The organism is Propionispora hippei DSM 15287 (assembly GCF_900141835.1).
Lineage (GTDB): Bacteria > Bacillota > Negativicutes > Propionisporales > Propionisporaceae > Propionispora > Propionispora hippei.
The window spans coordinates 1-9848 of record NZ_FQZD01000065.1 but is presented as its reverse complement, the minus strand read 5'-3'; the positions used below and the strand labels follow the sequence as shown (position 1 = coordinate 9848).

Genomic DNA, 9848 nt, shown 5'->3' with positions numbered 1-9848 from the left:
ACCAGTTATCCCGCCAGGGGTACAGCTGGGTAGCTACGTCCGGAAAGGATAAACGCTGAAAGCATCTAAGCGTGAAACCAGCCTTAAGATGAGGTCTCTCATAGCGTAGGCTAGTAAGGCCCCTTGTAGACGACAAGGTAGATAGGCCAGATGTGGAAGTCCTGTAAGGGATGCAGCTGACTGGTACTAATCGGCCGAGGGCTTGACTTATATTAAATGCGCACTTTCTTCTGTGAAGTTTTCAGGGAATGAAGCCCGTGAGGGAGAATTCACCTGAGAAATATATATCCAGTGACGATAGCTGTGGGGTCCCACCTGTTCCCATACCGAACACAGTAGTTAAGCCCACATACGTCGAAAGTACTTGGTTGGAAACGGCCCGGGAGGATAGATAGTTGCTGGTTTTATTCCTCGATAGCTCAGTTGGTAGAGCAATCGGCTGTTAACCGATCGGTCGTAGGTTCGAGTCCTACTCGAGGAGCCAATTGTAAAATATAAAAACAGGCCTTTCTAAGAAAGGTCTGTTTTTATATTTTACAGCTTTTATATACTAAAAATGGACAACTTGTATTTAATTTTTGCATTTAATTTAATTGAAGAAAACTTAGATGGAATAATGACAAAAAAGATAATTTACTATCTAGACAAAACCTGCTTTTATGTTATAATAAGAAATGTAATTGATAAGACTGAGTCAACGATGACTCCTATCACTAGATAAGTGGGGGGAGTCTATTTTTTTTGCGGAAAATAGGCTTAAGTTTATTGGACTTTGCATGGTAAGTAAGATTTTTGTTTGATTTTCAAGGAGAATGTGTAAACTAGTTTTTGCTCGGTCAATGTGCTTGAAATCTTTCCATTTTTTAGCTCTAACAAATTTATACTGGATCTATAACACGAATTGTTCAAAGTTTAAATGCAATATGAAAAATTGAGAGGGGTTATTTTATGAGTAATCTAGGACAAATTTTTGGATCAAATGTGTTTAATGATGCTGTTATGAGGGAGCGTCTTCCCAAAGCTACCTATAAGGCTTTAAAGAAGACAATTGAAGAAGGTCGTCCGTTAGATCCGGCGGTTGCCGATGTAGTAGCCAGTGCTATGAAAGATTGGGCGCTCGAACTTGGTGCAACTCATTTTACTCATTGGTTCCAACCTATGACAGGAATTACTGCTGAAAAGCATGATGCATTTATATCTCCAACTGCTGATGGCAAAGCTATCATGGAGTTTTCTGGTAAAGAGTTAATTAAAGGAGAACCTGACGCGTCTTCTTTTCCTTCCGGTGGTCTGCGGGCTACTTTTGAGGCCAGAGGTTATACAGCATGGGATTGTACTTCTCCGGCATTTGTTAAAGATGATTCTTTGTGTATTCCTACTGCATTTTGCTCCTACACAGGCGAAGCACTGGATAAAAAAACTCCGCTATTGCGTTCGATGGAAGCATTATCCAAGCAGGCATTGCGTGTATTGAAAGCTCTTGGCAATACAACGACCAATAAAGTTATTACGACCGTTGGTCCGGAACAAGAATATTTTATTATTGACAAGAAATTGTATGATCAAAGAAAAGATTTGATTTTTACCGGCAGAACTCTTTTTGGGGCAAAACCGCCTAAAGGTCAAGAATTAGAAGATCACTATTTTGGTTCTATAAAAGAAAGAATTTCAGCTTATATGAAAGAGTTGGACGAAGAACTCTGGAAACTTGGAATTTCTGCCAAAACGAAACATAACGAAGTTGCTCCTGCGCAACATGAATTAGCTCCTATATTCAGTACAACCAATATAGCTACAGATCATAATCAATTAACAATGGATACCATGAAAAAGGTTGCTTTGCGCCATGATCTCGTATGTTTGTTGCATGAAAAACCGTTTGCGGGAATCAATGGTTCCGGCAAGCATAATAACTGGTCTATGGGAACAGATGACGGCATGAATCTATTGGAACCAGGTCATACTCCTCATGAGAATGAACAATTTCTCGTATTCTTATCTTCTGTCATAAAGGCTGTAGATGAATATGCAGATTTACTGAGAGTTTCCGCTGCTAATCCGGGCAATGATCATCGTCTGGGAGCTAATGAAGCGCCTCCGGCTATTATATCGATATTCCTGGGCGAGCAATTACAAGATATATTGGAACAAATCGAAAACGGTGGTGCAACCCGCTCTAAGACTGGCGGTCATATGGAAATTGGTGTGACTACGCTTCCTTCTTTACCGAAGGATGCAACTGACAGAAATAGAACCTCTCCGTTTGCATTTACAGGTAATAAGTTTGAATTTAGAATGTGCCCTTCTTCGGCTTCCATTGCCGGCCCCAATTTTGTCTTAAATACTATTGTAGCTGAAGTGTTAAGCGAAGTTGCTGATCGTTTGGAAAAGGCTAAAGATGTAAATTCTGAGGTTAAAGCAATTCTTGCTGAATACGTAACTAAACATAAAAGAGTAGTATTTAATGGAAATGGATACTCTGATGAATGGGTAGCTGAAGCAGAGAAGAGAAGCCTTCCTAATATAAAAACTACTGTAGAATCCATCAAGGCGTTAATCTCTGAAAAGAATATAGCAGTAATGGAAAAACACGGTGTATTGAGCAAGGTAGAAATGGAATCCCGTTACGAAATATCGCTTGAAAACTATATCAAAACAATCAATATTGAAGCTTTAACGATGATAGAAATAGCCAAGAGACAAATTCTTCCTGCCGTCATTAAGTTTGCTACAAATCTCGCTGCTTCAATAAATACAATCAAAGCTACAGGCGTGGCTGTTGATTTAACAGCTCAAACTGAATTATTAACTGAGGTGTCTTCACTGGCTGCGGCATTAAAGAAGAACACTGCTGTTCTTGAAGATGCAGTAGAGAAAGCTTCCAATGCCCACGGGGATACTTACGAACAAGCAGCATTGTTCAGATTTGATGTATTTGAAAAAATGGGAACGTTAAGAGATGTTGCAGATACGCTTGAAACGTTAGTGGATAAAGATGTATGGCCAATGCCGACCTATGGAGATTTGTTATTTAACATATAAGCTAAGAAATAGAAAGCCTGACCGGTGGTCAGGCTTTCTATTTTCTACTTCCATAAGAAATATTCTCCATACATCTAAGAAAAAGCAATAATTTATGTTATAATAAGGTCATGTTTGGAACCGCCCTTTGCGTTGCAATAAAGGGGGGAGTTTGTTTTTTATAGGTATTGATCATAGTCTGTTGAGAGAACCTAGATAGTAATATTTGTGACGAGGTGAAGGAAATGGTTAAAGATTTAGTATATTTAATTCCTGCTGGTAAGTATGGTAAAGAGGAACTTTTAAATCTTCTCAAAAACCACTCTGAAATCAAGTTTGCTTCATTGGTGGGTATTGACCTGGCTGGTAATGATACTGATGAAAAAATTCCTATTGGTTTATTTATTAAGGATATTGATAGTTTCTATAATGGCGGCGCTGTGCAAACCGATGGGTCCTCTGTTGTTTTAACAGGCATTGCAATTTTGAATAATGCAAAAGTAGATATGCTTGCCGATGCTAATGTTAACTGGTTTGTTGATTATAATTTCGAACATATTGATGAAGAGACAGGCAAACCTGTCGGTACCCTTCGTATTCCTGCATTCTTGGTACATAATGGTTTACGCGTTGATTCCCGGTCAATTTTGGTGCAGTCACTTGAATATATCAAATCCGAGCTTAAAGAGCTCTTTAAATCAAAAGGTAAAATTGCCGGGCTTGAGCATATTGATGGAGCTGATGTGGAAGATATTATCTTTACTTCGGCTACGGAACTTGAATTTTGGGTGAAAACGCCTGCTAATAAGGCGGAAGTTGAGGAATTATCAGCTTCTCAAGTTATGCAGGAACAATATTGGCAGCGTACCCGTGGAAGCGTTCGTACGGCGATGGAGCAAGCCTTATTAATGTTAGGTAAATATGGTTTAGAACCGGAAATGGCTCATAAAGAAGTTGGCGGAGTAAAAGCGAAAATTGATGAAGCAGGCCATTTGAGTCATGTCATGGAGCAATTGGAAATAGATTGGAAGTTCGCCGACGCAGTTCAGTGTGCTGACAATGAGCTTCAGGCAAGAATTGTTGTTAAAGAGGCATTTCGTGCAAATGGTCTTGAAGTAACTTTTAAAGCTAAACCGATTATTGGTGTAGCGGGCAATGGTGAGCATACTCATATCGGTATGGCAGCCAAACTGAAATCAGGAAAACTCATTAACTTGTTTTCACCAAGTGAAATGACAAAAGACTTTTTAAGCGCTGTTGGATATGGCGGTATTATGGGGTTATTAAAAAATTACGAAGTAGTGAATCCGTTTATTACTTCTACCAATGATGCATTAAATCGCTTGAAACCAGGATTTGAAGCTCCTATTTGTATTGTTACTTCTTTGGGACATACTCCGGAAATACCATCAAGAAATAGAACGATTTTAGCCGGATTGGTACGTGATATAAATAATCCCTTAGCTACTCGCTTTGAAGTTCGTGCGGCAAATCCATATACTAATACATATATTGCTATAGCTGCTATCTACATGGCTATGCTGGATGGCATAAAGGCAGCCGTTAATTCTGGGAAAACTACGAAAGAATTAGAGGCGGAGCTTTCTAAGGAAGCCGGTACTCCAGGCTTCTATCTGGAAAAGGGCCGCGCTTATCGTAGTGAACACGATGTGTTTGATGACTATTCGCCAGAGGATCGTGATCGTTTGTTTGGTAAACCTCCAGCAACTGTGTGGGAGAATATGAAGGCTATCAGAGAGTATCCTGAGAAATTGGCGGCAATTAAGGCTGGAAACATTTTATCTCAGGAAATTATTAATGCTTTTGTTGCAGGTGCGCTTATTCGCTGGAAAACCGAGTTATCGAAACGCATAATCCCGGATAATCTTTCCCTGGTTAATAGCTGCACAATTTTGCATTGTGCAGAAACGGCCGTTGATCTTGATTTATCCAATTGGGAAAAGGTTAATGAACTGCGAACCTATTTGGCAAAAGACAGTGTTTCCCATAAAAGCTTATTCACCCGTATTAATAATGCTATCAATTCGGGTGATTATGCCATGGCTTCAGATTTGCAAATCGAAATGTCAGATAAGATTGATGAACTAAAAGCAGCTTATGCTCAGTATAAACAGAATATCTTACTCTAAAGTGAACTGCCGTTAATGCTGTAAAATCCCCCACAGTTACTGTGGGGGATTTTAGTTGTAAGCAGTGAGCATAATATTTTAGTTTAAAACCAAAATAACATTTAGGATTGTAATTTGATTTTTGACAACTATGAGGTTTTTTGGTATATTTATTTCAGATAAAACCTATCATATTACTCGGAAAAGCAGGAGAGGTTACTTGTGAAGTTATCGACAAAAGGACGTTATGGCGTTGCTGCCATGTATGATCTGGCTTTGCATTATGGGCAAGGGCCCATATCGTTGAAAAGTGTGGCCGAACGCCAAAAAATTTCTGAGCATTATTTAGAGCAACTTATGGGCACACTGCGTAAGGCAGGCTATGTGCAGAGTATTCGTGGTGCTCAAGGCGGCTATACCCTTGCTCAGCATCCTGATACCATTTCTGTAGGAGATGTTATCCGCATAATGGAAGGTCCGATAGCGCCGGTAGATTGTGTTTTAACTGATAATAAGGACAATAATCAATATTGTGACCGTGCCAGTCATTGTGTTACATGGGGAGTGTGGGCCAAGGTTCGTGACAGCATAAATGACGTATTGGACTCCATTTCTCTCACAGACCTATGCCATGAAGCAAAAGTAGAAGGAGATGACGTTGGTGAAAAGAGTTTACTTTGATCATTCGGCAACCACACCAGTGGATAGTGAGGTAGCTAAGCTGATCTTGGAATATATGACGGATAAATTTGGCAATCCTTCCAGCATACATTCCTTTGGAAGGGAAGTTCGCAAATCAGTCGAAGAAGCAAGAGATAAAGTGGCTGCGTTGATTGGGGCGCAGGCAAAAGAAATATTTTTTACCAGTGGTGGCACTGAGGCAGACAACTGGGCTTTAAAAGGGATTGCTGCTGCTAATCGTAAAAAAGGGAACCATATTATTACTTCTTCCATCGAACATCATGCTATTTTACATACCTGTGAATACCTTGAAAAGCAGGGCTTTAGCGTTACCTATTTACCGGTGGACGAAAATGCCCGGGTTAATGTGGAGGATGTAAAAAAGGCGATAACCGATCAAACGATTCTAATTAGTGTTATGTTTGCTAATAATGAAGTGGGCACTATTCAGCCAATAAAAGAGATTGGCAAAATTGCCAAAGAGAAAGGCATCTATTTCCACACCGATGCTGTACAAGCAGTAGGCCATTATCCGATTGATGTAAATGAATACAATATTGATTTGCTTACTCTGGCTGGGCATAAATTCTACGGACCCAAAGGAGTGGGGGCGCTTTATATTCGTCGCGGCGTAAAAATAACTTCTTTTCAACAGGGTGGTGCGCAAGAACGTACCATGCGAGCTGGCACGGAAAATGTGCCTGGAATAGTTGGGTTGGGCAAAGCGGCTGAGATTGCCAAACTGAATATGGAGAAAGAAATTGCCCATGTCAGAACTTTAAAAAATAAATTAATCAAAGGTATTACAGAAAAAATACCCGACATAAAGTTGAATGGGCATCCGGAACTTCGCATGCCGGGCAATGTGAATTTTAGCTTTCTCTATGTTGAAGGTGAATCACTGCTTTTAAATCTGGATCTTAAAGGTATCGCTGCTTCCAGTGGTTCTGCCTGCACATCCGGATCACTGGATCCGTCTCACGTCTTATTATCTATGGGACTAACCCATGAAGTGGCTCATGGCTCTTTGCGCTTATCACTTGGTCGGGGAAATACGGAGGAGGAAATAGATTACTGTCTGGAAGTGCTGCCAGAGATTGTTGCCCGGCTACGGAGCATGTCTCCCTTGGGAGCCGGCAGTTCAACAATTGAATCCAATCCTTGCAGCTCCTGTGGCGGGCATTAATTTTTTGAGAGGAGATTATTATGTATACGGATAAAGTAATGGATCATTTTACAAATCCCCGCAATGTTGGTGAAATAAAAAACGCCAGTGGAATTGGTGAGGTTGGCAATGCTAAATGCGGTGATATTATGAGGATATATCTTGATGTTGAGGACGATATCATTAAAGACGTTAAATTTAAGACCTTCGGCTGTGGTGCAGCAATCGCGACTAGCAGCATGGTGACTGAATTGGTTAAGGGAAAAACCTTAGATGAAGCGTTGAAGATTTCTAATGAAGCGGTAGCGGAAGCGTTAGACGGGCTACCACCTGCAAAAATGCACTGTTCTAATTTAGCTGCCGATGCTTTACATGAAGCAATTAAAGACTATATGCAGAAAAAAGGAAAGTGATTAATTCATGTGTGCTAAAACCAGAGTGGTTGTAGCCATGAGTGGAGGGGTGGACAGTTCTTTGACTGCCGCCCTTCTTGTTCGTCAAGGCTACGATGTAATTGGCGTAACTATGCAAATTTGGGACAAGGATGCTCCCGTGGATGATGCGGATGGCCGGGGATGCTGTTCTTTAACTGCCGTTGACGATGCAAGGCGTGTGGCTGAGAAAATTGGTATTCCCTACTATGTACTTAATTTTCGGCAATTGTTTGAAGATACGGTTATTGATTATTTTATCAAAGAATACAGCGTTGGAAAGACGCCCAATCCATGCATAGCCTGTAACCGTTTTGTAAAATTTGAAGGGCTGTTAAACAAGGCCAAAGGCTTAGGGGCTGAATATGTGGCAACCGGTCACTATGCCCGGATTCAGTATGATACAGCTAATCAAAGGTACTTGCTTCGCAAGGGACTTGATACTACAAAAGATCAATCCTATGCATTATATCATTTAAATCAGAATACCTTGAAGCATTTTCTTATGCCGCTTGGTGAATATACTAAAGTTCAAACCAGGGAAATGGCCAAAGAAATTGGTCTGGCTGTTGCCAATAAGCCGGATAGTCAGGAAATTTGCTTTATTCCGGATGATGATTATAAAGGATACCTCGAGGAGAAAGTTCCCCAGGCTTTAAAACCGGGAAACATTGTGGATGTGGAAGGACGGGTGGTGGGAAGGCATAAAGGCTTGCCGCTCTATACCGTCGGACAAAGAAAAGGGTTGGGGTTGGCGGTTGGAAAACCGCTGTACGTTGTTGCCCTTGACACAAAACGCAATGAGGTTGTTGTTGGTTCAGACCAGGATGTCTTTGGCAGTTCCTTGATTGCCGGGGATCTCAATTTTATTACTATGGACGATCTACAGGCTCCCTTGGAAGTAACTGCAAAGATTCGTTATGGGACGCGGGAAGCTGGCGCAATAGTGTCTCCTTTGCCTAACGGGAGAGTTTATGTGCAGTTTGCTGAAAAGCAGAGGGCCATTACACCGGGGCAATCGGTTGTTTTTTATGATGGCGATATTGTTATTGGTGGAGGGATTATTTTAGAGTCCGTTGACAAAAATAAAGCCTAAAATACTTATAAAAGCAAGTCGGATTGGTTATATTAACAGTATAATCTGTTCAGGAGGCCGGGCATGAAAGCACTGTATTCGTTAATCGGCCTGCCGGTGATGGAAATAGAAACAGGCTTGCAGGTTGGGGAAGTCAAGGATATTGTTTTGAATTTGGAAAAAGTAACTGTTTGCGGGATTTTAGTCAGCCAAACGGGTTGGTTAAATGATAGCGCCTATATTTCCTTTGCCAGCATATATAACATGGGGCGCGATGCTGTCATGATACGCAACAAGGCTGTGCTGGAGGAATTTAGTGTAGCAAGCTCAGATAATTGTTATTTGACCAGTCTATGTACAAAACAAATCTTTACTGAAACCGGTTTGCAGCTTGGCGTACTTACAGATATCTGTTTTGATCAGTCAACAGGTGAATTAAAAGCGTACTTATTATCTGATGGAATCATAACCGACTTGCTATATGGGCGCATGGTTATGCCGATACCTCAAGTACAAGTAATAGGTCAAGACCGTCTTATTGTTCCTGAAAGCATGAGTGATCTTGTACAGAGCGAAGTACGCAAGCTAGGTGAGGTGCAGCTATGATGAATCATTGTCCTGTATGCGGGCAAAGATCAATTGGTAAAGTTGGAACAGGGCAGTATTTTTGCTGGGATTGTTGTGTGGAGTTCACGGTAAAAGATAATGGTATCAAAGTATTTGATGTACAGGCTGACGGCTCTCTGCTTTTAGCGGATGATTATGTATTGGAGCAGCCCGTAATCTTAAACCAGGAAGGAGTGACATAATGCGCAGCAATTTTTGGCAGGGTTTATTCTGGGGAGGTATGGTTGGTACTGCTTTAGGGCTGTTTATTAAGCCTATGGTAGACCGGCCGGTCAGGAAGCCCTTGGCAGACTATAAAGCCGAAGACGTAGTAGCCACAACACGTAATTTTATGAGGGAAGCTCGCCGGAGCCGGAAAAAACTATTAAGAAGAGTAGATTAATGTAAGGGAGACCGGTCAGGTCTCCCTTTTTTATTGCGTAAGCGAATACCACATGCTATGCATGTGGTTCCAAAAAGCTTATAGCTATACGTCGAAAAAAACAGCCTCTTTTGTTAGAATAAATGCAGGTTTGCCGACCGCATAACTCTAAACAAAGGAGGCGCATCCAATGGATGATACTAAGAGTTTAGCACATAGTAAATGGCGGTGCAAATATCATATAGTATTTGCACCAAAATATCGTAGACAGGTGATATATGGAAAAATAAAAGCGGATATAGGAGTGATCTTAAGGAAGCTGTGTGAGTACAAAGGTGTGGAAATTTTAGAAGCTAAC

Annotated in this window: 10 protein-coding genes, 1 tRNA gene and 2 rRNA genes; all 13 read left to right on the top strand. The window is 40.9% G+C overall.

Annotation, left to right across the window (positions count from 1 at the left end):
• Positions 1-210 (top strand): 23S ribosomal RNA (locus F3H20_RS19435); the annotation flags it as partial.
• 77 nt (positions 211-287) lie between these two features.
• Positions 288-404, top strand: a 5S ribosomal RNA gene (gene rrf / locus F3H20_RS19430).
• Positions 405-408: 4 nt separating this feature from the next.
• A tRNA-Asn gene (locus F3H20_RS19425) sits at positions 409-484 on the top strand.
• A gap of 464 nt (positions 485-948) precedes the next feature.
• Positions 949-3042 carry a glutamine synthetase III family protein gene (locus F3H20_RS19420; RefSeq protein WP_149736500.1) on the top strand — a complete coding sequence of 698 codons (2094 nt, stop codon included), beginning with the start codon at positions 949-951 and terminating at the stop codon, positions 3040-3042.
• 224 nt (positions 3043-3266) lie between these two features.
• Complete coding sequence (locus tag F3H20_RS19415) at positions 3267-5171, top strand: type I glutamate--ammonia ligase (RefSeq protein WP_149736499.1); 1905 nt, start codon at positions 3267-3269, stop codon at positions 5169-5171.
• Between the two features lie 201 nt (positions 5172-5372).
• Complete coding sequence (locus F3H20_RS19410; protein WP_149736498.1) at positions 5373-5831, top strand: RrF2 family transcriptional regulator; 459 nt, start codon at positions 5373-5375, stop codon at positions 5829-5831.
• Positions 5812-7017 carry a cysteine desulfurase NifS gene (nifS, locus tag F3H20_RS19405; protein WP_149736497.1) on the top strand — a complete coding sequence of 402 codons (1206 nt, stop codon included), beginning with the start codon at positions 5812-5814 and terminating at the stop codon, positions 7015-7017. Before F3H20_RS19410 ends, nifS begins: the two co-directional genes overlap by 20 nt.
• A gap of 20 nt (positions 7018-7037) precedes the next feature.
• Entirely contained in the window at positions 7038-7409 is a 372-nt protein-coding gene (nifU, locus tag F3H20_RS19400) for a Fe-S cluster assembly scaffold protein NifU (RefSeq protein ID WP_149736496.1), read from the top strand.
• Between the two features lie 7 nt (positions 7410-7416).
• Entirely contained in the window at positions 7417-8523 is a 1107-nt protein-coding gene (gene mnmA / locus F3H20_RS19395; protein WP_149736495.1) for a tRNA 2-thiouridine(34) synthase MnmA, read from the top strand.
• Between the two features lie 63 nt (positions 8524-8586).
• Positions 8587-9108, top strand: a complete 522-nt coding sequence (locus F3H20_RS19390; RefSeq protein WP_149736494.1) for a PRC-barrel domain-containing protein — start codon at positions 8587-8589, stop codon at positions 9106-9108.
• Positions 9105-9311 carry a hypothetical protein gene (locus tag F3H20_RS19385; RefSeq protein WP_223191864.1) on the top strand — a complete coding sequence of 69 codons (207 nt, stop codon included), beginning with the start codon at positions 9105-9107 and terminating at the stop codon, positions 9309-9311. The genes F3H20_RS19390 and F3H20_RS19385 overlap by 4 nt, the downstream gene beginning before the upstream one ends.
• Positions 9311-9511 (top strand): hypothetical protein, encoded by a 201-nt coding sequence (locus F3H20_RS19380; protein ID WP_149736493.1) that lies wholly within the window; start codon positions 9311-9313, stop codon positions 9509-9511. Before F3H20_RS19385 ends, F3H20_RS19380 begins: the two co-directional genes overlap by 1 nt.
• Before the next feature lie 169 nt (positions 9512-9680).
• Positions 9681-9848, top strand: a 168-nt coding sequence (locus F3H20_RS19375) for a transposase (RefSeq protein ID WP_149735940.1), incomplete at its 3' end; no start/stop codon positions are given.